The 22,697-nt window shown below is 65.5% G+C and carries 23 protein-coding genes and 2 pseudogenes; 15 read left to right on the top strand and 10 right to left on the bottom strand.

Features of this window, described 5'->3' with window-relative positions:
- Window positions 1–14: 14 nt before the first annotated feature.
- Window positions 15–1,646 (bottom strand): OprO/OprP family phosphate-selective porin, encoded by a 1,632-nt coding sequence (locus AB4Z51_RS35915; RefSeq protein WP_441498980.1) that lies wholly within the window; start codon window positions 1,644–1,646, stop codon window positions 15–17.
- Window positions 1,647–1,959: 313 nt separating this feature from the next.
- Here AB4Z51_RS35915 and AB4Z51_RS35910 point away from each other — a divergent pair, with 313 nt between their 5' ends.
- The 3 genes from AB4Z51_RS35910 to AB4Z51_RS35900 are packed head-to-tail and all read left to right on the top strand — an operon-like array spanning window position 1,960 to window position 5,967.
- Window positions 1,960–3,366: a DegQ family serine endoprotease gene (locus AB4Z51_RS35910; protein ID WP_167768067.1), complete on the top strand. Its 1,407-nt coding sequence runs from the start codon at window positions 1,960–1,962 to the stop codon at window positions 3,364–3,366.
- Entirely contained in the window at window positions 3,363–4,700 is a 1,338-nt protein-coding gene (locus AB4Z51_RS35905) for a replication-associated recombination protein A (protein ID WP_028151184.1), read from the top strand. The genes AB4Z51_RS35910 and AB4Z51_RS35905 overlap by 4 nt, the downstream gene beginning before the upstream one ends.
- Window positions 4,701–4,752: 52 nt before the next feature.
- A complete protein-coding gene (locus tag AB4Z51_RS35900; RefSeq protein WP_135214968.1) occupies window positions 4,753–5,967 on the top strand; it encodes an RluA family pseudouridine synthase in 1,215 nt (404 codons plus the stop codon).
- A 137-nt stretch (window positions 5,968–6,104) separates the two neighbouring features.
- Here the strand turns inward: AB4Z51_RS35900 and AB4Z51_RS35895 are convergent, their stop codons facing one another.
- Entirely contained in the window at window positions 6,105–6,551 is a 447-nt protein-coding gene (locus AB4Z51_RS35895) for a hypothetical protein (protein WP_135214967.1), read from the bottom strand.
- A 74-nt stretch (window positions 6,552–6,625) separates the two neighbouring features.
- Between AB4Z51_RS35895 and AB4Z51_RS35890 the strand changes: the two genes are divergently transcribed.
- The 5 genes and pseudogenes from AB4Z51_RS35890 to AB4Z51_RS35870 all read left to right on the top strand — a co-directional run.
- Window positions 6,626–7,420 carry an ATP12 family chaperone protein gene (locus AB4Z51_RS35890; RefSeq protein ID WP_135214966.1) on the top strand — a complete coding sequence of 265 codons (795 nt, stop codon included), beginning with the start codon at window positions 6,626–6,628 and terminating at the stop codon, window positions 7,418–7,420.
- Between the two features lie 56 nt (window positions 7,421–7,476).
- A complete protein-coding gene (gene fliK / locus AB4Z51_RS35885) occupies window positions 7,477–9,069 on the top strand; it encodes a flagellar hook-length control protein FliK (RefSeq protein WP_441498979.1) in 1,593 nt (530 codons plus the stop codon).
- A complete protein-coding gene (locus AB4Z51_RS35880; protein WP_028151179.1) occupies window positions 9,066–9,329 on the top strand; it encodes an EscU/YscU/HrcU family type III secretion system export apparatus switch protein in 264 nt (87 codons plus the stop codon). Before fliK ends, AB4Z51_RS35880 begins: the two co-directional genes overlap by 4 nt.
- Window positions 9,330–9,417: 88 nt before the next feature.
- Window positions 9,418–10,275, top strand: coding sequence for a class D beta-lactamase (gene blaOXA, locus AB4Z51_RS35875; protein ID WP_441498978.1), 858 nt, complete (start codon window positions 9,418–9,420; stop codon window positions 10,273–10,275).
- Window positions 10,276–10,338: 63 nt separating this feature from the next.
- Window positions 10,339–10,992, top strand: a pseudogene (locus AB4Z51_RS35870) (carboxymuconolactone decarboxylase family protein); the annotation flags it as partial.
- 161 nt (window positions 10,993–11,153) lie between these two features.
- On the opposite strand, the gene AB4Z51_RS35865 reads toward AB4Z51_RS35870, so the two are convergent.
- The 3 genes from AB4Z51_RS35865 to AB4Z51_RS35855 all read right to left on the bottom strand — a co-directional run bounded on the left by AB4Z51_RS35865 (window position 11,154) and on the right by AB4Z51_RS35855 (window position 13,369).
- Window positions 11,154–12,152, bottom strand: coding sequence for a dienelactone hydrolase family protein (locus tag AB4Z51_RS35865; protein WP_441498977.1), 999 nt, complete (start codon window positions 12,150–12,152; stop codon window positions 11,154–11,156).
- A gap of 72 nt (window positions 12,153–12,224) precedes the next feature.
- On the bottom strand, window positions 12,225–12,821 hold the full coding sequence (locus AB4Z51_RS35860) for a hypothetical protein (RefSeq protein ID WP_135214964.1): 597 nt from the start codon (window positions 12,819–12,821) through the stop codon (window positions 12,225–12,227).
- A 143-nt stretch (window positions 12,822–12,964) separates the two neighbouring features.
- A complete protein-coding gene (locus AB4Z51_RS35855; RefSeq protein WP_085405473.1) occupies window positions 12,965–13,369 on the bottom strand; it encodes a DUF4260 domain-containing protein in 405 nt (134 codons plus the stop codon).
- A 149-nt stretch (window positions 13,370–13,518) separates the two neighbouring features.
- Here AB4Z51_RS35855 and AB4Z51_RS35850 point away from each other — a divergent pair, with 149 nt between their 5' ends.
- Together AB4Z51_RS35850 and AB4Z51_RS35845 are read left to right on the top strand one after the other, a co-directional pair.
- Window positions 13,519–15,051: an acyl-CoA carboxylase subunit beta gene (locus AB4Z51_RS35850; protein ID WP_135214963.1), complete on the top strand. Its 1,533-nt coding sequence runs from the start codon at window positions 13,519–13,521 to the stop codon at window positions 15,049–15,051.
- Between the two features lie 65 nt (window positions 15,052–15,116).
- Window positions 15,117–15,464 carry a hypothetical protein gene (locus AB4Z51_RS35845; RefSeq protein WP_135214987.1) on the top strand — a complete coding sequence of 116 codons (348 nt, stop codon included), beginning with the start codon at window positions 15,117–15,119 and terminating at the stop codon, window positions 15,462–15,464.
- Between the two features lie 105 nt (window positions 15,465–15,569).
- Here the strand turns inward: AB4Z51_RS35845 and AB4Z51_RS35840 are convergent, their stop codons facing one another.
- Complete coding sequence (locus AB4Z51_RS35840) at window positions 15,570–16,226, bottom strand: glutathione S-transferase family protein (protein WP_135214962.1); 657 nt, start codon at window positions 16,224–16,226, stop codon at window positions 15,570–15,572.
- A gap of 196 nt (window positions 16,227–16,422) precedes the next feature.
- A complete protein-coding gene (locus AB4Z51_RS35835; RefSeq protein ID WP_135214961.1) occupies window positions 16,423–18,381 on the bottom strand; it encodes an alpha/beta hydrolase domain-containing protein in 1,959 nt (652 codons plus the stop codon).
- Between the two features lie 106 nt (window positions 18,382–18,487).
- Between AB4Z51_RS35835 and AB4Z51_RS35830 the strand changes: the two genes are divergently transcribed.
- Window positions 18,488–18,817 carry a hypothetical protein gene (locus AB4Z51_RS35830; protein WP_135214960.1) on the top strand — a complete coding sequence of 110 codons (330 nt, stop codon included), beginning with the start codon at window positions 18,488–18,490 and terminating at the stop codon, window positions 18,815–18,817.
- A 134-nt stretch (window positions 18,818–18,951) separates the two neighbouring features.
- Entirely contained in the window at window positions 18,952–19,233 is a 282-nt protein-coding gene (locus AB4Z51_RS35825) for a hypothetical protein (RefSeq protein ID WP_028154910.1), read from the top strand.
- 148 nt (window positions 19,234–19,381) lie between these two features.
- On the opposite strand, the gene AB4Z51_RS35820 is transcribed toward AB4Z51_RS35825, so the two are convergent.
- The 3 genes from AB4Z51_RS35820 to AB4Z51_RS35810 all read right to left on the bottom strand — a co-directional run bounded on the left by AB4Z51_RS35820 (window position 19,382) and on the right by AB4Z51_RS35810 (window position 21,812).
- Window positions 19,382–19,630, bottom strand: coding sequence for a GCG_CRPN prefix-to-repeats domain-containing protein (locus AB4Z51_RS35820; protein WP_135214959.1), 249 nt, complete (start codon window positions 19,628–19,630; stop codon window positions 19,382–19,384).
- A gap of 276 nt (window positions 19,631–19,906) precedes the next feature.
- Window positions 19,907–20,917, bottom strand: a complete 1,011-nt coding sequence (locus AB4Z51_RS35815; protein WP_135214958.1) for an alpha/beta fold hydrolase — start codon at window positions 20,915–20,917, stop codon at window positions 19,907–19,909.
- 196 nt (window positions 20,918–21,113) lie between these two features.
- The gene (locus AB4Z51_RS35810; protein WP_135214957.1) at window positions 21,114–21,812 is read right to left on the bottom strand and encodes a winged helix-turn-helix domain-containing protein; all 699 of its coding nucleotides are present in this window, start codon (window positions 21,810–21,812) and stop codon (window positions 21,114–21,116) included.
- A 37-nt stretch (window positions 21,813–21,849) separates the two neighbouring features.
- Between AB4Z51_RS35810 and AB4Z51_RS35805 the strand changes: the two genes are divergently transcribed.
- The 3 genes and pseudogenes from AB4Z51_RS35805 to AB4Z51_RS35795 all read left to right on the top strand — a co-directional run.
- Window positions 21,850–22,158 (top strand): NIPSNAP family protein, encoded by a 309-nt coding sequence (locus AB4Z51_RS35805; RefSeq protein ID WP_135214956.1) that lies wholly within the window; start codon window positions 21,850–21,852, stop codon window positions 22,156–22,158.
- 24 nt (window positions 22,159–22,182) lie between these two features.
- Window positions 22,183–22,533 (top strand): antibiotic biosynthesis monooxygenase family protein, encoded by a 351-nt coding sequence (locus AB4Z51_RS35800; protein WP_028151163.1) that lies wholly within the window; start codon window positions 22,183–22,185, stop codon window positions 22,531–22,533.
- 51 nt (window positions 22,534–22,584) lie between these two features.
- A pseudogene (locus AB4Z51_RS35795) lies at window positions 22,585–22,697 on the top strand (isocitrate lyase/phosphoenolpyruvate mutase family protein); the annotation flags it as partial.

The raw sequence follows: 22,697 nt of genomic DNA, 5'->3' as shown, positions 1-22,697 counted from the left end.
CGGAAGAGATAGCATCAGAACGCAAACTGCGTGCGCAACGCGACCGCATCGAACTTCGAGCCGACATCGGCTGTCGAGACCGGCGAGGCCTGCTTCGATACCGTGCCATGCAGGTAGTCGAGCATGAAGCGCACATTGCCGTTGACGTACCAGTTGAGCGCCAGCGTGTAGACGGTTTGCCGCCCGCCGGCGATGCCGGCGGCGGTCGCCAACTGATCGTTCAGATCTATGGTCGAGTAGCGACCGGCGATCTCCCAGGCACCCCAGCCGCCGCCGTTGATCGAGAACGGATTGTTCGGCTTGACGCCGCCATAGGCCGCGTTGCTCGGATTGTACTTGCGCGATTCACCGGTCAGGACATAGGCCGCCTGTGCGTAGCCGCCCTGGAATTTCAGGCTCGACGTACCGATGGGCGCCACCGCGGTGTTCGCACCGCGATCGATGTTGAACCAGTAGTATTCGCCCTGGACCCAGAGCGGTCCATAGGTGGCCGYGGCTTCCACGCCATAGACCTGCGCGCCCGACACATTTGCAATCGCTCCGGTCGAGATCAGCGTCGTGGGATCGATGCGCAGCTCGGGACGATCGCTGAGCGTGAGCGTTTGCGTGTTCGCGAGCAGATTGCGCGGCGGCTGGATCAGCCATTCCGCGTCGGCGCCGAGATGCACCGAGTAGTCGTTGCCACTCACGACCTGACCCGCAACGCGGGCGGTCGCGCCGTATTGCTCGCTGGTCCCGGGAGGTGACACGCTCGAGGCCGAGTGAATGGCACCCGAGGTCGGGCCGGTCACGTAAGCGCCGGCCCAGAACACGTCATTGTACCAGCGGGCACCGGCGGCGGAACGGAAGTCGCCGGCGGCGATATTTTGCGCGATGATGCCGACCGAGGCGCGTTCCATGAAGGCAATGTCGTTGGAACTCGTGGATTCATCCAGGGTCCAGGCAAGGTCCATGATGCCGGCTTCGATTGCCATCTTGCCGCCGAACGGCTTCAGCCCCGTGTAGCTCACCCAAGCATTCTCGATGCCGGAGGTGCCTCCGCCCGGCAGGAAGCCGACAGGGGTCGCGCCGGCGGCGCCCGTGCCGCCAAAGCCGTCGGAGGAGCCGCCGAAATCGTAGATCAGCGCGAAATTCCAGTCTTCGAGGAATTTGCCGACAACACCGATGCGCGCGCGACGCACGTTTTCGCCGCTGTCCAGCTTTTGCGGCACAGTTGCCGCCGTGTTGGGACGATAGTCATAGCCGCCCATATCGTAGTGCACGCGACCGGTGATCGCGACGCAGTTTGCCCCATCGGCGGTGCAGATGGTCGGCCGGTTGTTCGGCATCGTCACGACGGCGCCGGACGCGGGCGCCGGTCCCTTGAGCGGGATCGCCGCGTTAGCATTGGCCACGACCGCCTTCGCCTCCGAGCGCGCTTCGGCCTTGGCCTCTGCCTTTGCTTCGACTTTGGCCTTCGCCGTGGCCGCCGTGTTGGCGGCGGTCTGGCTCTGGAGCTTGTCGAGCTTCTGCTCCAGCATCTTCAATTGCTGCTTCAGCAGAGCGATCTCCTGATCGCTGCTGCTTGCCGTTTGGGCCTGGGCCTGCGAGGCCGCCAGCGCACCGGCGAGACCAATCGCGGTGGCCGCAAGTCTTGTCCTGCTCACATCATGACTCCATCGTTTGACGAACTTCCCCAAGTCGCAACGGGAGAGCCTAGGTATGATCGATGACTGCCCCGCGACGCTGCGCCCGGTTGCGCGGTTCCCACTGATGCCAATTCGCCGCAACCGAATCCGCTCGACACCACAATGGTGGATGACGCGCATCATGCCAATCCACCGCCCAGGTAAATTGTCATTTCGCATGCGGGACTTGCAAGGCGGACACACCGGAAAGGCGGCTGAATAATGCCCCCTGGCGCCCTTCTATTGGCGGGCGAACGCGCCTATATTCCGGCGTCTTTTCCGAGAGGTAGGAATGTTTCGATCGACCCGGACCGCCGTCATCACGGCATTGTGCATAGCGTTTTCAGCCCACCTCAATCCGGCCGCCGCGCAGGACCGCCGTGTCCCGTCCTCGCCCGCCGAACTGCGGCTGTCCTATGCGCCGATCGTGCAGCGGGTGCAGCCGGCCGTCGTCAACGTCTACGCGGCCAAGGTGGTGCAGAACCGCAACCCGCTGTTGGACGACCCGATCTTCCGCCGCTTCTTCGGCGTGCCGGGCCAGCAGCCCGAGCAGATGCAGCGCTCGCTCGGCTCCGGTGTCATCGTCGATGCCTCCGGCCTCGTCGTCACCAACGTCCACGTCATCGAGGGCGCGGACCAGGTGAAAGTATCGCTGTCGGACAAGCGGGAATTCGAGGCCGAGATCCTGCTGAAGGATCCGCGCACCGATCTCGCCGTGCTGCGCCTGAAGGACACCAAGGAGAAGTTTCCGACCCTCGACTTCACCAATTCCGACGAACTGCTGGTTGGCGACATCGTGCTCGCGATCGGCAATCCCTTCGGCGTCGGCCAGACCGTGACCCACGGCATCATCTCGGCGCTCGCGCGCACCCAGGTCGGCATCACCGACTACCAGTTCTTCATCCAGACCGATGCGGCCATTAATCCCGGCAATTCCGGCGGCGCGCTGGTCGATATGAGCGGAAAGCTCGCCGGCATCAATACCGCGATCTATTCGCGGTCCGGCGGCTCGCAAGGCATCGGCTTTGCGATTCCCGCCAACATGGTGCGCGTCGTCGTCGCCTCCGCCAAGAGCGGCGGCAAGGCGGTGAAGCGGCCGTGGTTAGGGGCAAAATTGCAGGCGGTGACGCCCGAGATCGCCGAGAGCCTCGGCCTGCGTTCGCCGACCGGTGCGCTGGTCGCAAGCGTGGTCTCGACCGGCCCCGCGGCCAAGGCCGGCTTGAAATCCTCCGATCTCATCACCGGGATCGACGGCCAGACCGTGGATGATCCCAACGCCTTCGATTACCGTTTCGCCACGCGTCCGCTCGGCGGCACCGCGCAGATCGACGTGCAGCGCGGCGGCAAGCCGCTCAAGGTCACGATCGCGCTCGAGACCGCACCCGACTCCGGCCGCAACGAACTCGTCGTCACCGCGCGCTCGCCGTTCCAGGGCGCGAAGGTCTCGTCCATCACGCCGGCGGTTGCCGACGAACTGCATCTGGACGCCGACACCGAAGGCGTCGTGATCACCGATCTCGGCGGCGACAGCGCGGCTGCGAGTGTCGGCTTCCAGAAGGGCGACATCATCCTCGCCGTCAACAACCAGAAGATCAGCAAGACCGGCGACCTCGAAAAGGCGGCGGGCGAACGGCCGCGGATCTGGCGCATCACGCTGGTGCGCGGTGGCCAGCAGATCAACGTCACGCTGGGCGGATGAGCCCGAAGCGCCCACAGGAGACGCCAACTCTCTTTGCCGCGGCGGGGCTCGACCACGAGGCTCCGCATCCGCTGCCGGACCGGCTGCGCCCGCGTGCGCTGTCGGAGGTCGTTGGCCAGGACCATATCCTCGGTCCCGACGGTGCGCTGACGCGCATGCTGGAGACGCGCACGCTCGGCTCGCTGGTGTTCTGGGGCCCGCCCGGCACCGGCAAGACCACGGTGGCGCGGCTGCTGGCGGATGCGACCGATCTGCATTTCGAGCAGATCTCCGCGGTGTTCTCCGGCGTCGCCGATCTGAAGAAGGCGTTCGATGCCGCGCGCGCCCGCCGCGAGATGGGCAAGGGCACGCTGCTGTTCGTCGACGAGGTGCATCGCTTCAATCGCGCGCAGCAGGATTCGTTTCTGCCCGTTATGGAAGACGGCACCGTCGTGATGGTCGGCGCGACCACCGAAAACCCGTCCTTCGAGCTCAACGCGGCGTTGCTCTCGCGTGCGCGCGTGTTGGTGTTTCGCTCGCTCGATGCCGCCGCGATCGAAAAACTGTTCGCGCATGCTGAGGAGGTCGAGGGCCGCAAGCTGCCGCTCGATGACGAGGCGCGCGCCGTGCTGGTGCGCATGGCCGACGGCGACGGCCGGGCATCGCTGACGCTTGTCGAGGAGGTCTGGCGCTCAGCGCGGGCGGACGAGATTTTCAACGCGGCGCAGTTGCAGGAGATCCTGCAGCGCCGCGCTCCGATCTACGACAAGTCGGCCGACGGCCACTACAACCTGATCTCGGCGCTGCATAAGTCGGTGCGGGGCTCCGATCCCGACGCCGCGCTGTATTACCTCGCGCGCATGCTCGATGCCGGCGAGGACCCGCTGTTCCTGGCCCGCCGCGTCGTGCGCATGGCGGTCGAGGACATCGGCCTTGCCGATCCGCAGGCGCTCGTCATTGCCAACGCGGCCAAGGACGCCTTCGACTTCCTCGGCCATCCCGAGGGCGAGCTCGCGATCGCGCAAGCCGTCGTCTATCTCGCCACCGCGCCGAAATCGAATGCCGTCTACACGGCTTTCAAGGCCGCGATGCAGGTCGCAAAACAGGCCGGCTCGCTGCTACCGCCAAAGCACATCCTCAATTCCCCGACCAAGCTGATGAAGTCCGAAGGCTACGGCGCGGCCTACGAATACGACCACGACGCCCCCGACGCCTTCTCCGGCCAGGACTACTTTCCGGAAGCCCTGGGCCGCCAGACCTTCTACGACCCGCCCGAGCGCGGTTTTGAGCGCGAGATCCGCAAGCGGCTGGATTACTGGGCCAAGCTGCGGAAGGAGCGGGGAGGCTCGCGCTAGAAACGGCCATTTCGCCGTGACGGGAGCCGGCTTTTAGGGTACGCAGGCAACCATGAGCCGCCGCATCAAGAGAATGAACCCAAAGCCCCGCTCGCGTGACGAGCGCGACGATTCGCGTCCGTTCAAGGCGCGCACTGTGAAGAAGGCGGGACCACGGCTGGGTGGCAAGCCGGGTGCGAAGCCGCCGCGCTTTGCGGCGGAGCGTGCCGAGCGGCGGCCGCCCAAGGCTGCGCCCGAAGCGCCTGCGCCGGCAAAGCCCGTCGAGGCGCTGCTGCCGACGAAGGTGCAGACCGTCAAGGTGACGGCTGATGAAAACAACATGCGCGTCGATCGTTTCCTGGAAGCGCGCTTTCCCGGCCTGTCGTTCTCCCACATCCAGCGCGTCGTCCGCAAAGGCGAGCTGCGCGTCGACGGCAAGCGTGTCGACAGCAAGGATCGGCTGGAGGAGGGCCAGAGCGTCCGTATCCCGCCGCTGAAGCTCGACACGCCGAAGGCCGTCGGCGAGCTGTCGGAAGGTGCCCAAAAGACGCTTCAGGCGCTCAAAGAGATGACGATCTACGAGGACGACGACGTCCTCGTCCTGAACAAGCCTCTCGGCCTCGCCGTGCAGGGTGGCTCGGGCATGACACGGCACATCGACCAGATGCTGGAGGTGATGCGCGATTCCAAGGGCCAGAAGCCGCGCCTCGTGCACCGCATCGACCGGGAGACCTCGGGCTGCCTGCTGATCGCCAAGACGCGATTTGCCGCCTCGCATCTGACCGGCGCCTTCCGCTCGCGGTCGGCGCGCAAAACCTATTGGGCTTTGGTGCCGGGCCTGCCGAAGCCGAAGCAGGGCCGCATCTCGACCTTCCTCGCGAAGGAGGAGAGCGAGGACGACACCATCATGCGCATCGCCCAGCATGGCGACGAGGGCGCGAGCCACGCGGTGACGTATTATGCGGTGGTCGAGACCGCCGGCAACAAGCTGACCTGGGTGTCGCTCAAGCCCGTGACGGGCCGCACCCATCAGCTGCGCGCCCACATGGAGCATATCGGCCACCCGATCGTCGGCGATCCCAAATATTTCAATATCGAGAACTGGCAGCTGCCGGGCGGACTGCAAAACCGGCTGCATCTGCTCGCGCGCCGCATCGTTATTCCACATCCGCGCGGCGGCGTGATCGACGCCACCGCGCCATTGCCGCCGCACATGCAGCAGTCGTGGAATCTGCTCGGGCTCGATGCGAGCCGGTTCGATCCGATCGAGAACGCGCCGGAAGAGTAGGGATTGGGGCCTCGCTACCAGCCCCGTCATTGCGAGGAGCGAAGTGACGAAGCAATCCAGAATGCTTCTGCGGATACAGTCTGGATTGCTTCGCTGCGCTCGCAATGACGGTGTTGAGGCAGTGGCGACTGGCCCCCTCACTTCCGAAACTGCTCCAGAAACATCCGCAAGGAGTCGTGCGGGCTCTCGACATCCGTGATCAGCCAGCCTTCGGGTCCGTTGACCAGGACGAAGTTTAGCGTGACCTTTCGCCCGCGATTGTCGAAATTCGCCGCGACATAGGTCTTGTCGTATTGCCTGCGAACGACCGCGATCGCGACCGGGCCGAGCTTCCAGTTCGGGCTCTGCACCAGGAAGTCGTAGGGCTCGACCCTCGGCGCGCTCCAGGCCCTGCGCAGGCTGGGGTCGAAGAACTGCCGGGCGGAGGCGGCATCGCGCGGCAGGCCCTTTGACAGTTCCTGCGCGCCATCGCCGTAATGCGCGTAGACATTGCGGACCAGCGATTCCGGGCTGCGGAAACCGGCGTCCGCCGCGGCCGGCCAGAGCCCGGCGAGAAGGGCCGCAATGCCCGCAAGTTCCCTCATGCCTTGCCGCTCGCTTTATCAGCCGCCGGTCTTGGCTTACAAGCCTAGCATCCAGAGACCGAGGCCGAAACGAGATGCGCGAATTGTTCGATGAGGTTGCGGGGCGGTCCCCGCTCGATCCGCAGGAGGCGGTGCGCCAGGCCGCGCGTACGCCGCGGCGCAAGCGCTTCTACAAGGAGGCGGGCCTGGCCGAGGCCGAGGGCGGCTTCGCCATCACGCTGGACGGCAGGCCGATCCGGACGCCATCGGCCCGCCAGGTGGTGATCCCGTCGCGCGCGCTGGCCGATGCCGTGGCCGCGGAATGGGCGGCTCAGGGCGAGACGATCGATCCCGTGACGATGCCGCTGACGCGGATCGCCAACAGCGTCGTCGAGGGTGTCATCGATCGCGTCGAGCTCGTCAGCGAGGACCTTGCGAAATACTTCGAGACCGACCTGCTGTTCTATCGCGCCGGCCACCCCGAAGGGCTGGTCGCCCGCGAGGCCGCGCATTGGGACCCCGTGCTGTTCTGGGCCGCGGAGACGCTGGGCGCGCATTTCATCCTGTCCGAGGGCATCATGCACGTGAAGCAGCCGGACGAGGCCGTTCAGGCCGCCCGCGCCGCGCTCCCCGGTGATCCCTGGTCGGTCGCGGCGCTCCACGTGGTCACGACCCTGACCGGTTCTGCGCTGCTGGCGCTGGCGCTCGCCCATGGCGTGCGCGATGCCGGCCAGGTCTGGGCCGCCGCCCATGTCGACGAGGACTGGAACGCCGAGAAATGGGGCGTGGACGAGGAGGCGGCTGCCCGCCGCGCCGCCCGCCTGAAGGATTTTGGGGCCGCTGTGGCAGTGCTGGCGGCCGTAGAGCCGCAAGCGGACAAAGGTCCTTAACGAGAGGTTTACGAGGGCGGCCTTAGGGTGGGGCTAGCGTTCCCTGGGCCCCTGAAATGCCAACGCCGATAAGCTCGATCGTTCCGGTCAGTGCCGCCAGCCCCGTGGCTGATGCGGCGACGCCCGATCTTGTGCTCCAGGCCGGCAGCGTCGTGGACGCAAGGGTCGTCAGCGTGATGGCCGACAATCTGGTGCGGATCGCGATCGCCAATCTGTCGATGGATGTGATGTCCGAGGTGTCGCTGACACCGGGGCAAAATCTCCAGCYCGCAGTGTCGCAGAACGACGGCACCATCAGGCTCGCCATCATGAACGGGGCAGGCGAGCCGACGGCCGACCAGATCACGCTGACGCCGCGGGCGGCTTCGCTCGTGGACAGCCCGTCGCTCGCGCCATCTGCGACCACCGCGCGCAACACGCTGACGCCGTTGGAGCAGGTCGCCGTCACCGTGGCTTCGGCCGAGGCGGTCACGAAACAGGGCAGCCAGGCGCCGTTGTTCGCCAATCTCGCCTCCGTCGTCACCGGCAGCGATCTGCCGGCGGGACTGAAGCAGGCGGTGCTGGACGTGCTGGCGCAGCAGACGCCGCTCAACACCGCCCTCGACGGCGGCGATATCGAATCCGCCTTCCAGAAGTCCGGTCTGTTTCTCGAGGCGTCATTGGCCGCAGGCGCAACGCCGTCCTCCGGCACAATGCCGGACCTGAAGGCCGCGCTGCTGGTGCTGCGCCAGACATTGGCCACGCTCGAGACCGCCGCGCCACAGGCGCAAGGCGCCGCGATCACTACGGCGGGGAAACCGCAGGTCGCCGCCGTGCCGGCTCAGGCTGCATCGCCGTCAACCGAGCTCGATATGGCCCAACAGCCGCAGATGCCGCGCAGCGCCAATCTCCCAGCCGCTGTGCTCGCCGACATCGCCGGCGGCGCTCCGCAGGCCGCGATGCCGCGAACCATGTCCGCCGGCCTTGCCGCGGCCCTCCTTCAAGAGGTCACGCAAAACCTGCCGCGCATGATCGGCAACGTGCCGGGCTCCAACAAGGCCGTGCCGGATGGCCATCTCTTCGAGGCCGCGGCGCGCGCGACACCGCCGCCGTTCCGCGGCGCGCTGCCGGCGCCGCAGGCGATCGCCTCGCCATCGCTCGCGCCGGATACACCGCTCTCCGCAACGGTGCACCGCCTGCTCGACGACACCGATGCCGCGATCGCGCGGCAGACCTTGTTGCAGGTCGCCTCGCTGCCCGATCGCACCGATGCCTCTGGCCATCGCATCGATCCGACCGTGCCGCAGTGGAATTTCGAGATTCCCTTTGCAACGCCGCAGGGCACCGCGATGGCGCAGTTCGAGATCTCGCGCGACGGCGGCAACGAATCCGCCGATCCCGCCAAGCGCGCCTGGCGCGCGCGCTTCACGCTCAATGTCGAGCCGGCCGGCCCCGTGCATGCCCTGATCACGCTCAACGGCGACAAGACTTTTGTGCGGATGTGGGCGGAGCGGCCCGCGACCGCGCAGCAGCTCCGCGCCGGCATCGGCGAGCTCAATCAGGCCCTGACGCGCGCCGAGCTCAAGCCCGGCGACATCCTGGTGCGCGACGGCACGCCGCCGCAGCCGGCGCCGGCCCGCGCCGGCCACTTCCTGGATCGCGCCACATGAGCGATCCATCCAAGCTCGCAATTGCGCTGCACTACGAGAAGGGCAGCAACGCGCCCGTCGTCGTCGCCAAGGGCAAGGGCACGATCGGCGAAAAGATCGTCGAGATCGCCAAAGCCAACGACATCCCGATCGAAGAGAACGAGATCTTGGCCGGCGCGCTGTCCAAGGTCGAGCTCGGAGAGGAGATCCCGCCCGATCTCTACAAGGCCGTCGCCGAAGTGCTGGTGTTCGTGCTGCGGCTGTCGGGCCGGGGGCGGTAGAGCATGATCCGGAAAAGTGTGCAGCGGTTTTCCGACAAGATCATGCTCAAGAAATAACCTGTCATCGTTTCACCACGATAGCGGCTGCATGGTCGCGGCCATCTTCATTGCTCAACGGATACTGCTCGTGCTCACCCGCCGTTCCACCCTCGGCCTTCTCGCCGCAGCCGCCACCATGCCGCAGCGCGCGTTCAGCCACGTCGCGCCGCCGCGCAACGAGATTCGCGACAGCCTCGCAAAGCGCTTCACCGATCTTGGCACGGCAGGCACCTTCGTCGGCTACAAGGTCGAGGACTATCTGATCGTCGCGAGCGACAAGGACCGTTCGGGCGAAGCGACGCTGCCGGCCTCGACCTTCAAGATTCCGAACTCGCTGATTGCGCTCGAGACCGGCGTGGTCACAGATCCCGACAAGGACGTATTCCCCTGGGACGGCGTGAAGCGGCCGATCGAAGCGTGGAACAAGGACCACACGATGCGCAGCGCCATCGCGGTCAGCGCCGTGCCGGTCTATCAGGAGATCGCGCGCCGGATCGGGCAAGAGCGGATGCAAAAGTATGTCGACATGTTCGACTACGGCAATCGCGATATCGGCGGCGGCATCGACCAGTTCTGGCTCACCGGGAATTTGCGCATCGACCCGGTCGAGCAGATCGATTTCGTCGACCGGCTGCGCCGCCGCGCGCTGCCGATCAGCAAGCGCAGCCAGGATCTCGTCGCCGATATCCTGCCGGTGACCAAGGTCGGCGACAGCGTCATCCGCGCCAAATCCGGCTTGCTCGGCGCCGAGCGCGGCGAGCCGTCGCTCGGCTGGATGGTCGGCTGGGCCGAGAAGGGTGAGGCGCACACCGTGTTCGCGCTCAACATGGATTGCAAGGAGCCGCGTCTCGTCGGCGAGCGTATGCCGTTGACGCAAGCCTGCCTTGCCGAGATCGGCGCGATCTAGCTGGCGCGTACGAACCTGCTAGCATCCTTCCGACCAAACAAAAGAAAAGGTCGGGAGGATAAAATGAATTCAACGCCACTCTGGCTGTCGTCGCTCACGTTGGCCGCCGCCGGCGGATGGCTTGCCGCGACGATGTTTGCCGCACCCGCCACCAGCAAGGAGCCGCGCTTTCCGCAGCTCACCATGGACCAGCTCGACGCCAAGCAGAAGCCGCTCGGCGAGCAGATCATGAAGGTGTCGAGCGTCGGCATCGGCGGGCCCTACAATCCGATGATCCGCAGCCCGGTGCTCGGCCAGCGACTGTTCGACCTGTTCTACTATCTGCGCTGGGAAACCTCGGTCCCGACCAAGCTGAACGAGTTCGCGATCCTGATCATCGGGCGGCAGTGGCGCTCGCAGGTGGAATGGTTCGCGCACGCGCCGCTGGCGGCCAAGGCGGGCCTGTCGCCTGATATCATCACGGAGTTGAAGGCCAACAAGCGGCCGTCGAAAATGGCCGAGGACRAGGCCGTGGTCTACGACTTCGTCACCGAGATCACCACGACCAAGAAAGTTTCCGACGAGACCTACACGCGGGCGAAGAAGGTGTTTAGCGATCAGCAGATCGTCGATCTCACCGCGGTGTCTGGCAATTACGTGATGGTTGCGATGCTGCTGGCGATGGCCGAAGAGACGGTGCCGCCGGACAAGCAGGAGCCGTTCAAGCCGGGCGAGCCCTTAGGCGAGCAGCCTTCGTTGCGGCCATCCTTCGAGACGCCCGCCTCTGGCGGGCTCCTCAGGATGAGGTCTTGCTTCGTGGCGAGATATCAGACCCTCATGGTGAGGAGCGCCGCTTGCGGCGCGTCTCGAACCATGAAGGCCGAGCAGCCTCCCAGCGCCTAGCCCAGCTTGAACAGCGCTTGCAAAAATTCCTCCACCGCCTTGCGCGACTCCGCGGCGGTCGCGGGGTTGCCACCGACATGCGGGTTGAGCTCGACGCAGGCATCCTTGTAGGTGAAGGGCGCGTTGGTATCGCCGTTCATCAGCATGCCGCCGTCGCCCTCCTTGATATGGCAGTTGCGCACGGTCTGCGCGTTGGCCGACACCGCAACGGTGTTGACGCCGAGCAGGCCGCTGTCGAAGCCGTGCGCGCTGTCGGGGTACTCCGTCAGCACCACGTCACGCCCGGCCGTCTTGAGCCGTCCGACGAACGCCTTGCAGCTCGTCACGGGATTGTAGTCGTCAGGCGTGCCGTGGAAGATCCGGACCGGGCGTGCGGCGACGTCGCTGTCGCTCTGATACGTCGTCGAGCAATCCGGATAGAAGGGAATGTAAGCCGCGAACTGCACGCCGGACTTGTTCCAGAGCTTGTTGAAGCGCTCGAGGCTCGCATAGAGCGTCGCCTGTCCGCCGCGCGAGAAGCCCATCAGCACGATGCGGTCGGGATCGACGCGGGGATGCTTCGCAAGAATCTCCAGTGAGCGGTAGATGTCGACGATCAGATTGAGGCGGCCGAGCAGCGCCTGGTTCGGCCCGACCACCGTCAGCCCGCGGCCGGTAAAACCGTCGATCACGAAGGTCGAGATGCCCATGGCGTTGAAAGCATGCACCCAGGCCTCGGTCGTGGCGCCGACGCCGCTCGAGCCGTGCATCAGCACCACGACGGGAAGTTTGCCGGTGCCCTGGGCGACGCGGAATTCGCCAGCGACCGTCACCGGCTTGCCGGCCGCCGCATCGCCCCTGAGGAATTGCTGGTCGGAGAGGGTGAGCGAGGGGATCGGGAAGATCTCGGTCCGGGGGGCGGCTTCCCTTGGTAGCGACTGCGCGTTGGCGTCGGCGAGCAGGCTCGAAACGCACAGTGCCATGAGTGTCGCAGCGACGCGAATTGCCGTCGGCATCAGACTCCCCCCTATGATTTTGGCCTAATAGAACAACCGGTCTGGGCGCTGTCAATTTGATGCGCGACGACCTCAGGCCTTATCGGCCGTCTTCTTCGCCGTCAGCGCCTGGTCGATCGCAAAGCCGCCGATCTCGCTCATCGCCTGCGAGATCACGTCGCCCTTGCGGGCAAAGCCGTTGGAGAGGACATCGAACTGGGTGCGTGCCAGGCGCAGCACCTCGAGCGGCACCGAGACCACGGTCTCGTTGAAGCTGTCGACGGAGGCGCGCAACGTCTCGAGCTCGGTGGTGAGCTTGCCGATATGGCTTTCCGCATCCTGCATCAGGCCGAGCAGCTTGCCGCGCTCGGCGTCGAACGCGGCGCGCTCGGCCGCCGCGGCCGCGGTCACCTCGGCGAGCTGGGTCCCCAGCGCCGCGATCTGGCTGACCATGGCGTTTGAGGCGAGCTCGGTCGTCTCGCGCAGCTCCACAAGGCGCTTGTTCTCTTCCTGTTGCTCGTTAAACAGCCGTTCGGCCGACATCGCCCGGTGCTTGAGCGATTCGATCAGCGCGGCCGCGCGCAGCAGCATCTCGCCGTTGCGCCCCGACACCATGCTGGCCATCCGCCGCAGGAAGTCGGTGGTTTCGGACGGGCTGTTCGGCGGCAGGGGGACGACCGTGGCGGACATGGGTGATGCTTGCAGCCAGACGTGGTGACCGCCGCCGTACCGACTGGGCTCACGCAACATTCGGCGCCTGATCGTGAAGGGAGCAAGCCTGAATCGGCCGGCCCGGTCAACCGGTGGGGGCCGACAAAACGACGGCAATCCCCTCAGGCGTCTTTCTGGCGGCCGATCCGCCCGAGATGGGTGAAGCCGAACCCGGCCGAATATTTCAGGCCATAGCCGAGCGCCCGGTCGATGCCGATATGGGCGAGCCAGATCATGGCGATGGACAGCGTGAGCGGCGAGGCGAAGCCGAAGCCCAGCGTCAGCAGCGCCACCGGCGCCATGTAGCTGTGGGCGGCATTGTAGACCAGCGCCCCGAATCTGGCGTCGGCCAGGTACGCCAGGAAGCTCAGATCGGGGACGAAGAAGAGCAGGGCGAACACCAGCCACGAGCCGCCCCAGGAGGCGTAGAGCATCACCATCCCCGTGAACAGGGTCAAGCCTTCCAGCCGCAGGAGGATCTTGACGCCGCCGGTCGCCGCGCCCGTCTCGGCCGTTACCTCATCCATTGTCGTCTCCCAGGCAAAACTCTGTAATTCCTTGCGCTTTCCCGCTGCGGCAAGGCAGCCCTGCGGCGCCGAAAGCGGCTTCCCGGCCCGCAAAATGCCGTGTTAGAACCCCCGGCAATCGCATTTAGGCTAAGAACTGGCGGGAGCAAATGAAGAATATCCTGGACGCCCTTGAAGATCGTCGCGCCGGCGCAAAGCTCGGCGGCGGGGAGAAGCGCATCGAAGCGCAGCACGCCCGCGGCAAGCTGACCGCGCGCGAGCGCATCGAGCTCCTGCTCGACAAGGGATCGTTCGAGGAGTTCGACATGTTCGTCGAGCACCGCTCCACCGAGTTCGGCATGGAGAAGAACAAGATCCCCGGCGACGGCGTCGTCACCGGCTGGGGCACCGTCAACGGTCGCAAGACCTTTGTCTTCGCGAAAGACTTCACGGTGTTCGGCGGCTCGCTCTCCGAAACGCACGCGCTGAAGATCACGAAACTCCAGGACATGGCGATGAAGGCGAGGGCGCCCATCATCGGCCTCTACGACGCGGGCGGCGCCCGCATCCAGGAGGGCGTCGCCGCGCTCGCCGGCTATTCCTATGTGTTCCGCCGCAACGTGCTCGCCTCCGGCGTGATCCCGCAGATCTCCGTCATCATGGGCCCCTGCGCCGGCGGCGACGTCTATTCACCTGCCATGACCGACTTCATCTTCATGGTGAAGAACACCAGCTACATGTTCGTCACCGGCCCCGACGTGGTGAAGACCGTCACCAACGAGGTCGTCACCGCGGAAGAGCTCGGCGGTGCCTCGGTGCACGCCACGCGCTCCTCGATCGCCGACGGCGCCTTCGAGAACGACGTCGAGACGCTGCTCCAGATGCGGCGCCTGATCGACTTCCTGCCGTCCAACAACACCGACGGCGTGCCGGAATGGCCGAGTTTTGACGACATCGGCCGTGTCGACATGTCGCTGGATACGCTGATCCCCGACAATCCGAACAAGCCCTACGACATGAAGGAATTGATCCTGAAGGTCGTGGACGAGGGCGACTTCTTCGAGGTCGCGGATGCCTTCGCCAAGAACATCGTCACCGGCTTTGGCCGCATTGCGGGCCGCACCGTCGGCTTCGTCGCCAACCAGCCGATGGTGCTGGCCGGCGTTCTCGACAGCGACGCTTCGCGCAAGGCCGCGCGCTTCGTCCGTTTTTGCGATGCCTTCAACATCCCGATCGTCACCTTCGTCGACGTGCCGGGCTTCCTGCCGGGCACCGCGCAGGAATATGGCGGCCTGATCAAGCACGGCGCGAAACTGCTGTTCGCCTATTCGCAGTGCACCGTGCCGCTGGTCACCATTATCACCCGCAAGGCCTATGGCGGCGCCTTCGACGTCATGGCCTCCAAGGAGATCGGCGCCGACATGAACTACGCCTGGCCGACCGCCCAGATCGCGGTGATGGGCGCCAAGGGCGCGGTCGAGATCATCTTCCGCAGTGACATCGGCGACCCCGACAAGATCGCCGCGCGCACCAAGGAATACGAAGACCGCTTCCTGTCCCCCTTCATCGCCGCCGAGCGTGGCTACATCGACGACGTCATCATGCCGCACTCGACCCGCAAGCGGATCGCCCGGGCGCTGGCGATGCTGAAGGACAAGAAGGTGGAGACGCCGGCGAAGAAGCACGACAATTTGCCGTTGTGACGACAAGTAGCCCGGATGGAGCGTAGCGAAATCCGGGTTTTTAACCCAAGTGCCGCATGTCGCTGATGACCGAAGACGATCCGACCGACGAGATTTCAGACATTGAGGCGCGGATCGAGCGGCTGGCCGAGATCGCCGAGCGATGCCGGAAGTACATTCTGGCATCCAAGATCGCGATTGGCGGCGGCGGCGCGCTGTTGTTGATCACGATCCTTGGGTTGTTCGGGACAGGTCTGATTGCGGCGCTCGGATCGATCGCCCTGGTGCTGGGCGGGATCGTGTCGCTCGGTTCGAACATCAGCACGTTGCAGCAAACCGAGAGCGCCATCGGTGCTGCCGAGGCGCTTCGCGCGCAACTGATCGGCAGGATCGATCTTCGCGTGGTTGAGGACACGCCGCTGAAATTGGTGTGAGGCGAAGTTCGTAGGGTGGGTTAGCCCCGCGACTGCGCGAAGCGCAGTTCGCGCGGCGTAACCCACCATCTTTGTTGAAACATGCGCTGGCGGATTGCGCCTGCGCTAATCCGCCCTGCGTTTGACATCCGCCGCAACGAAATGCGCCATCTGATCGGCGTGGGCTTTTGCGAACGCCGGACGGCCCGTGGCGCGTGCGACGTAGTCGCGGCAGGCAGGACTGTCCGCCAGGCCGTCGAACTTGTCGACGACGCGCAGCACGTCCGACATCAGGATGTCGGCGACGGAGAAAGACCCCGCCAGCCATTCGCGGCCGGCCAGCACGGTCTCCATGTGCTTGAGGCGTAGCTTGAGGAAGTCGTCGACGAATTTCACGGCAGGCGAGCCATCGTCACTGCCGGTGAACTTGAACATCGTCCAGGGCAGGGCCGGCATCTCCACCGAATTGAGCGCCGCGAACACCCACTCCTTTGCCTCGCTGCGACCGCGCGGATCGGTGGGCATCAGCCTGTCGCTGAGCTCACCCAGATGCAGCAGGATCGCGCCGCTCTCGAAGATCGAGAGGTCACCATCGGTCAGCCACGGCACCTGGCCGAAGGGCTGGTGCGCGAAATGCGTGGCGTCCCGCGGGCCGAACGGCACGCTCGCGACGCGATAGGGCAACGCGGCCTCTTCGAGCGCCCAGCGCACGCGAAGGTCGCGTACGAAACCCCGCGGCATCTCGGGAACCCAATCGAAGGTGGTGAGGGTGAGGTTGGCCATGCGGTGTCTCCGTGCTGTCTGGGCATAGGACGGATGGAGGACGGGCATTCCGACAGGCGCGGACGGTTTTTCTCCGCGGGCAGCGACCGTAGGGTGGGCAAAGGCGCACTTGCGCCGTGCCCACCATCTTTTGGCCGACGACAGAAGTGGTGGGCACGCTCCGCCTTGCCCACCCTACGGGGCCACTGGGCTTCGCTCACTGCCCAAGCTTCGCCAACTTGCCTTGCTTCGCGGCCTCGACCGCGCGCTCTGCATCCTCCGGCAGCAGGGTCCGCTCCGCCACCTGCCGCGCCGCCTCGCGCCGTACCGCGGCCACATACGCGCCATCGTCCGCATAGCGCTCCCCGATCGACAGCCGGGGATCGTGCACTTCCTTCCGCGCGGCCTCGGTCGGTGCGAATGGCACCACCGCGCCTTGCAGCGGATAGAGCGCCGTCGGGCCAAATCCCTGCGCGCGCGGATTCCATGCGGTGTAGGTCGCGCGCGGCACTGCGAGCGCAAGCTGGCGGATACCCGCGATGGCCATGCCGTCATTGTCCGCCTTCGGCACGAACACGGGATAGCGGCCGATCTCCTTGGGCGGCAGCACGCTCTGGTCGGAGAAGGCGGCCAGCGTGTGGATGCCGGCGTAGGGTAGGCCGGGGATATCCATCGGCACCGCGCCCTGTGCCGATACAAGTGTGCCGTGAGCGCGCATGGGGACGCGGCTTGCGGGCGGCTTGATGCCGTCGCTGATCCAGGCGTTGAGGTCGGTGAGCAGCGCGCGCATTGGCCCGCCCGCATGCATCGGGTTTTGCGGCAGCGACATCGCCGGCACGCCCTTCCGCATCACGTCGGAAGCTTCGGCGAAATGCGGCGTGCCTGTGATCATATAGGCGCGGACGTTGTCGGGCAGATCAAGGTGGTTGCCGGCGAGGTCGGTGACCAGCAGCGAGGCGTGCGAGGCCCACCATTCGTGCTCGCTGTCGGTCTGCATCACCTTCGGGCACGTCGCCGAGAGCGCGCAGCGGCGAAGCAGGCCGTCGGTCTTGCCGGAATAGGGATCGCTGAGGCTCGCATAGGTGAAGGGGAAGAGATCAGCCTGCCACGCCGGATCCTGCGGATGGCGCGGGTTGCGGCCGGGCTGGCCGAAGCGGACGTTCGTCGCCATCCGCCGCGTGCCCGCGACATGCGGCATCAATCCGTCGAACACCGTGCGGCCCTGGAGGTCCTCGTTGAAGCCGAGATAGAGGAAGTCGCGGAGAAAGCGGCCGGATTGCGACACGCCGAAGCCGATCGCGCGGCTGACGGAGGGATGCAGGCCGTTCAGCAGCGGGTTCGCTTGCGTCTCATCGTGGCGGAGAAAGCTGACGACGTCGCGCACGGCGGCATAGCCCATGCCGAGCGGCACAGGATCGCGCGCGGTGTAGGTGATCTCGTAGAGCGCGCCGGCATCAAAACCGTCGGGCCGGGTGATCTCTACTGTCACGGGATCGACGAGCTTTGCGAGGAGGCCGGAAGGCGCCTGCCGCGCATCGGCCCAGGCGGCGCGCACGGAGACCTTGAGGTCGGCGGCGTCGGTCGCCGGCCAGGTCAGCGTCGCACGCGCGGGATTGGTCGTGTTGTCGAAGACCACCTCTTCGCGCGCAGGCCCGGTGACGGTCTTCAGCACCGGCGCCGTCATCGCCATCTGGCCGGGCTTGGAGGGGATGTCGCCCTGCCAGCCGACCCAGACCATCGTAAAGCCCTGGCGATGCTGGAAGCCGATGCCGGCGTCTTCGGCCTTGTCGGCATTGTTGGCGCCGGGCTGGGCGGAATCGTCGAACAATTGCGGCGCCAGCTTGCGGCCGCGATTGGGCACCTCGAGCAGCAGCGTGCCGTTGCCGTGAGTGGGATCGGTGGGCCGCAGGATCACGACGTCGGCGGTGGCTGCCACCTTGCCGTCGGAGCTACGCGGCGCGAGCGCGAGGTCGGTGATGACGGCGTTGCGATCGTCGGACGGGTTGAGCGCGAAGGTCGCGCGCGCGGTGATGCGCTCATAGGTGCCGACATCGCCAAAGCTGCGCCCGGCAAAGGCGGGCTCGCGCGCGAGGATGTCGAAGCGGACGATTTCGGCGAGCGAGGCCGTGGGCCACAGGCAGGTGATCGCAACGACGCCCGTGATGATCCTGCGCATGGCCATTCCTTCCCCCATCGGCGCGATCATGAAGTTCCGTCGCGCGGGCTTTTTGTTGCCGCCACTATAACCGTCTATGCTGCGGCCAAACAACGGGAGGAAACACATGCCTGCTGCCTACTTCGTCGTTCGCGCCACCGTCACCGACGCCAGCAAGCGCGCCGCCTTCGACACATGGTACGAGACCGCGCATGTGCCGGACGCGGTGAAGGCGTTCGGCATAGCTAAGGCCTGGCGGTTCTGGAGCCTGGACGATCCCTCGCTGCATCAGGCCATGTATCAGTTCGATGACGAGGCCAAGCTGGCTGCGATGCTGAGGGGCGATGCGTTGAAGCAGCTCGTCGCCGATTTCAATCGCGACTGGCCCGACGTGAAGCGCACGCGCGAGACGCTGGTGCTGGCGCAGGAGTTTGCGAAGCAGGACGCCGGAGCGTAGCCCGCACCGAGTCCCGTAGCTCGCTTGTCCCTGACACCCATGTCATGAATCTGAAGATGCGATTCAGCTTTCGTTCATGTCGTGACCACGACACTCCCTCTGCATCACTTGCTCGATAGCCTAGAGGACATGTCATGGAGCGTCGGAACTTTTTGAAACTTGCATTCGGCGTCGCGGCTGGAGCCGCGACGTTGACCGCGACCGCACAAGCTGCGCCGTTGGCGCCGCAGCCGCTCGGTGATCCCGCGCGCGCGCCGCAAGGCAATCCCGACGCTCGTCCCGCCGTCACCACCAGTGAGGAGACCGCGCAGCTCAAGCCCGAGCAGGTGCATTGGCATGGCCACCACCGCCATTGGGGCTGGCGCCGCCGCCACTGGGGTTGGCATCGCCGGCGCTGGCACCGCCACCACTGGTAAGCTCGACACAAGCCAAGCCTTGAACGGGGATCGTGATTGCGGTCCCCGTTTTGATTCGGAGCTGGCGGATGCGACGTCAGGCGTTCAAAACGAAAATGGCCGCGCAGGCTTTCGCCGCACGGCCATCTCGCAATACGAAAAGGTCAGATCAGATCGGGCGGCAGCGGCCACCCCACCAACGGAAGCCGTACGGGCAGACGCGGGCGCGGGGCACGACGACGACCGGCGGGGCAACCACCACCGGGCCGGGCCGCACAACGACCGCACCGCGCATCGGGCGGCAGCCGCCATAGGCGCCGCGGTACCAGCCGGGGCCGCAGCCACCGGCGGCGCTGGCCGCTTCGCTGAAACCGGCGACCGCGCTGGCGAGCATGACGGCGGCAAACAGGTATTTCATGTGATCTTCCTCTTGTCCTTGGGCAGGTTTTTGGGGCGCTTGCGGCGCACAATGAATCAAAAGACACGATTCGACACGTTAAATTTGGGGACGTGCCGACACGTCGCGATCCAAACCTGCCAATCATGACCTGAATGCGGCATGAACATTCTCCGCATGCGGCTTCCGGCGACAGCGATGGCGCGCCGTCCCGATGGAATCGGAACGGAGCTCCAGGTTCTTTGTTCTGATGCGTTTCTTTGACGCGAACCGGTATCGACGTCGCTCGAAAACGCTCTAGCGGCCGAGAAAGCCCAGCACCAATTCCTTGTACTTCTCCGGCGCCTCCAGGAAGACGAGGTGTCCGGTGTCCGGGATCACTTCGGCCCGCGCGTTCGGCATCTTGGCCGCAAGCGCTTTCGCGAGCTCCGCGTTCTGGCCCATTTTCGCGCGCAATGCCTCCGGCGCGTTCGGACGGCCCGGCGCGTTGTGATCGTCGGCGCCCATGATGAACAGCGTCGGCTCTGTGATCAACGCGACCTCGTGCGCGACCGGCTCGCGATAGATCATCTGGCCRGAGCTGACGTAGGCGCGCAGCCAGCGCGGATAGTCCGGGCTGCCCTTGATGTTGTAGCGGGCATCGACGAACGGCGTGATCGCGTCGGGCGGCAGCTTGATCGCGTAATTGGTCTGGAGCTGCTTGCGATAGCCGTCGGGTGTGAGCTTGTCCTCGCTCTCGATGATCTTCTCGGTCGGCGTCGGGGGCACGTAGAGGCGGTAGTCTTCCAGCCCGATCGGCGCGGTCAGCACGAGATGGGCGACGCGGTCCGGATAGGCGCGGGCGATGCGCACGCCCAGCATGCCGCCGAGCGAATGCGCGACGACCTCGGCTTTGTCGATCTTGAGATGATCAAGCAGGGCGATGGTGTTGCGCGCCAGATTGTCGAAGTGCAGCTCGCCTTGCGGCTTGGAGGATTTGCCGAAGCCGATCTGGTCCGGCACGATCACGCGAAAACCGGCGTCACTGAGCATCTTGATGACGGGCGCCCAGTAGCTCGACGGAAAATTGCGCCCGTGCAGCAGCACGACGGTGCGGCCGTTCGGCCGCTCGGGCGCGACGTCCATATAGGCCATGCTGAGCTGCTCGCCGTCATTGATGACAGGCAGCAGATGCACGGGATACGGATAGGCAAAGCCTTCGAGCGCGATGCCATAGGGCTCGCGCGGGGTAGTGTCGGCGGCGTAAGCGAAAGAGAGCGGGGCGGTGAGGAGGGCGGCGGCAAGCGCGACCGGGAGGAGGCGGTTCATGAAGATCTCGTAATTGGAGCCGTCATTCCGGGGGCACGTCGAACACGCGAACCCGGAATCTTGAAGTTCCAGGTTCGATGCTTCGCATCGCCTCGGAACGATACTGCGCTTAAAGCGATGGATGGCCCGGTCAAGCCCGGCCATGACGGAAGCCGTGGTTCACACGCAAACGTGCGATCTCACGCACCTGGCGTGATCAATCCTTCCCGGTCGCGAACAGCGTCGCAAACTGCTTCTCGCCGGTACGGGTGAAGTTCACCACGCGGCTGCCGGGCGTGGCGTCGCGCGCGGCCCATTTCAGCTCGGCGAAACGCTGCATCATGGCGGCGCCCAGCGTGCCCGCGAGATGATGGCGCCGCTCGCTCCAGTCCAGGCAGGCCTTGCACACCGGACGGCGCGGATGGGTCAGCATGTCGGGCGAGATCTGCAAATGCTTTGCGAGAAAGCGCTCGCCTTCAGGCGTCAGCTCGATGTCCTGCTTCTTCTGCCTGACCAGGTTTCGCGTGCGTAGACTGTCGAGCATCTGCACGCCGAGATCGCCGGCGAGGTGGTCGTAGCAGATCCGCGCGCGCCGCAGCGCCGGATCCTTCGGCCCGGTGCGCACGCGCATGTGGCCGGTGCGCGCGGCAAGTCCCGCAAGGCCTTCGAGCACGCCGGCGACGTCATCGTCGGTGAGGCGGTAGTAGCGGTGGCGGCCCTGCTTCTCTGGCTCGATCAGCCCGCCGGCCTCGAGCTTGGCCAGATGCGAGCTTGCGGTCTGTGGCGTGATGCCGGCCTCCTGCGCGAGCTCGCTCGCCGTCAGCGCGCGGCCGTTCATCAGCGCGGTGAGCATGTTGGCGCGGGCGGGGTCGCCGACCAGCGAGGCAATCATGGCGATGTCAGGACCTGATTTCATGCTTCGATGGTAGCCGAAGCATTGCGGTGGGGCAACCATGTCCGTCACCGTCTTCATCCGCTACCAGCTCGATCCCTTCAAGCGCGCGCAGTTCGAGGAATATTCGAAGCGCTGGCTCACCATCATCCCGAAATGCGGCGGCGACCTGATCGGCTATTTCGTGCCGCATGAGGGCACCAACAACATCGCGTTTGCGCTGATCACCTTCGAGAGTCTGGCCGCCTATGAGGCCTATCGCGCCCGGCTGCGGCAGGACGCAGACGGCATGGCCAATTTCCATTTCGCCGAGGAGAACAAATTCATCCTCGCGGAAGAGCGCACCTTCCTGCGCAAGGTGGTATTGTAGACCGCCAACGCAAAGGAGACGCCCATGATTGCCGTGATTTTCGAAGTCTGGCCCAAGCCGGAACATCGCCAGGACTACTTCGACCTCGCGGCCGACCTGAAGCCGATCCTGCAAACCATCGATGGCTTCATCTCGGTCGAGCGCTTTGAAAGCCTGACCGAGAAGGGCAAGATCCTGTCGGTGTCGTTCTGGCGCGACGAGGCAGCAGTCCAGGCCTGGCGCAACACGATGGAACACCGGCGCACGCAGGCGAAGGGCAGGGCGAAGATCTTTGCCGATTATCACCTGCGCATCGCCAGCGTCATCCGCGACTACGGCATGAATGATCGCGAGCAGGCGCCGAAGGACAGCCGCGCCGTGCACGACGCGCACTAGCGTTTGCATTTGCGCAGGCTTATCTCTGCGCGGCCAACAAGGGAGAGAAACATGCATGTGACAACCGCTGACAAGCGCGCGACGTTCAAGACGATGCACGAGAGCGGCTGCTTCATCCTGCCCAATCCGGTCGACGTCGGCAGCGCCAAGGCGTTGCAGCATCT

It is taken from the genome of Bradyrhizobium sp. 2TAF36 (assembly GCF_052114925.1).
Taxonomy (GTDB): Bacteria; Pseudomonadota; Alphaproteobacteria; order Rhizobiales; family Xanthobacteraceae; genus Bradyrhizobium; species Bradyrhizobium barranii.
The sequence above is the reverse complement of the archived record's forward strand: the minus strand, read 5'-3'. Positions and strand labels throughout refer to the sequence as shown.

Bases quoted from the DNA above. Each gene is read 5' to 3' on its own strand.
- AB4Z51_RS35910 (WP_167768067.1), top strand. From the start codon at position 1,960: ATGTTTCGATCGACCCGGACCGCCGTCATCACGGCATTGTGCATAGCG.
- AB4Z51_RS35905 (WP_028151184.1), top strand. From the start codon at position 3,363: ATGAGCCCGAAGCGCCCACAGGAGACGCCAACTCTCTTTGCCGCGGCG.
- AB4Z51_RS35900 (WP_135214968.1), top strand. From the start codon at position 4,753: ATGAGCCGCCGCATCAAGAGAATGAACCCAAAGCCCCGCTCGCGTGAC.
- AB4Z51_RS35895 (WP_135214967.1), bottom strand. From the start codon at position 6,551: ATGAGGGAACTTGCGGGCATTGCGGCCCTTCTCGCCGGGCTCTGGCCG.
- AB4Z51_RS35890 (WP_135214966.1), top strand. From the start codon at position 6,626: ATGCGCGAATTGTTCGATGAGGTTGCGGGGCGGTCCCCGCTCGATCCG.
- AB4Z51_RS35880 (WP_028151179.1), top strand. From the start codon at position 9,066: ATGAGCGATCCATCCAAGCTCGCAATTGCGCTGCACTACGAGAAGGGC.
- blaOXA (WP_441498978.1), top strand. From the start codon at position 9,418: ATGGTCGCGGCCATCTTCATTGCTCAACGGATACTGCTCGTGCTCACC.
- AB4Z51_RS35865 (WP_441498977.1), bottom strand. From the start codon at position 12,152: ATGCCGACGGCAATTCGCGTCGCTGCGACACTCATGGCACTGTGCGTT.
- AB4Z51_RS35860 (WP_135214964.1), bottom strand. From the start codon at position 12,821: ATGTCCGCCACGGTCGTCCCCCTGCCGCCGAACAGCCCGTCCGAAACC.
- AB4Z51_RS35855 (WP_085405473.1), bottom strand. From the start codon at position 13,369: ATGGATGAGGTAACGGCCGAGACGGGCGCGGCGACCGGCGGCGTCAAG.
- AB4Z51_RS35850 (WP_135214963.1), top strand. From the start codon at position 13,519: ATGAAGAATATCCTGGACGCCCTTGAAGATCGTCGCGCCGGCGCAAAG.
- AB4Z51_RS35845 (WP_135214987.1), top strand. From the start codon at position 15,117: ATGACCGAAGACGATCCGACCGACGAGATTTCAGACATTGAGGCGCGG.
- AB4Z51_RS35840 (WP_135214962.1), bottom strand. From the start codon at position 16,226: ATGGCCAACCTCACCCTCACCACCTTCGATTGGGTTCCCGAGATGCCG.
- AB4Z51_RS35835 (WP_135214961.1), bottom strand. From the start codon at position 18,381: ATGCGCAGGATCATCACGGGCGTCGTTGCGATCACCTGCCTGTGGCCC.
- AB4Z51_RS35830 (WP_135214960.1), top strand. From the start codon at position 18,488: ATGCCTGCTGCCTACTTCGTCGTTCGCGCCACCGTCACCGACGCCAGC.
- AB4Z51_RS35825 (WP_028154910.1), top strand. From the start codon at position 18,952: ATGGAGCGTCGGAACTTTTTGAAACTTGCATTCGGCGTCGCGGCTGGA.
- AB4Z51_RS35820 (WP_135214959.1), bottom strand. From the start codon at position 19,630: ATGAAATACCTGTTTGCCGCCGTCATGCTCGCCAGCGCGGTCGCCGGT.
- AB4Z51_RS35810 (WP_135214957.1), bottom strand. From the start codon at position 21,812: ATGAAATCAGGTCCTGACATCGCCATGATTGCCTCGCTGGTCGGCGAC.
- AB4Z51_RS35805 (WP_135214956.1), top strand. From the start codon at position 21,850: ATGTCCGTCACCGTCTTCATCCGCTACCAGCTCGATCCCTTCAAGCGC.
- AB4Z51_RS35800 (WP_028151163.1), top strand. From the start codon at position 22,183: ATGATTGCCGTGATTTTCGAAGTCTGGCCCAAGCCGGAACATCGCCAG.